The 519-nt window shown below is 71.1% G+C and carries 1 protein-coding gene; it reads right to left on the minus strand.

Features of this window, described 5'->3' with window-relative positions:
- Positions 1 to 519, minus strand: a 519-nt coding sequence (locus tag D7X12_RS41835) for a condensation domain-containing protein (RefSeq protein WP_208719648.1), incomplete at both ends; no start/stop codon positions are given.

Genomic DNA, 519 nt, shown 5'->3' on the forward strand with positions numbered 1-519 from the left:
TGCCGCGCACCTGGCGAAGCAGGGCGCGGAACGACTGACCGTCCTCCACCTTCGCCCGAAGCACGAGCGTGTTGACGAAGAAGCCGATGAGTCCTTCCGTCTCCGCGCGGGTGCGGCCCGCGATGGGCGAACCCACGCTGAGGTCATCCTGGCCCGTGTAGCGGGACAGCAGGGCCTGCCAGCCGGCGAGCAGCACCATGAAGAGCGAGCCGCCTTCGTGATGGCCCAGGCCCCGCAGCTTCTCCGTCAGCTCGCGCGGAAGGGTGAAGCTGAGCGTCGCGCCCGCGGTGCTGCGGACCGCCGGCCGCGGCTTGTCGATGGGCAGCTCCAGCACGGCCGGTGCGCCGGAGAGCTTTGCTTCCCAGTAGGCCACTTCACGCTGCAGGGCTTCGCCGCTGAGCGTGCGGCGCTGCCACGCGGCGTAGTCGGCGTACTGCACCGGCAGTTCCGGGAGGGGCGACGGCCGCCCTTCGGCGAACGCGGCGTAGAGCGTGCCCACTTCCCGCACCAGCACTCCGA

It is taken from the genome of Corallococcus sicarius, assembly GCF_003611735.1.
Classification (GTDB): Bacteria; Myxococcota; Myxococcia; order Myxococcales; family Myxococcaceae; genus Corallococcus; species Corallococcus sicarius.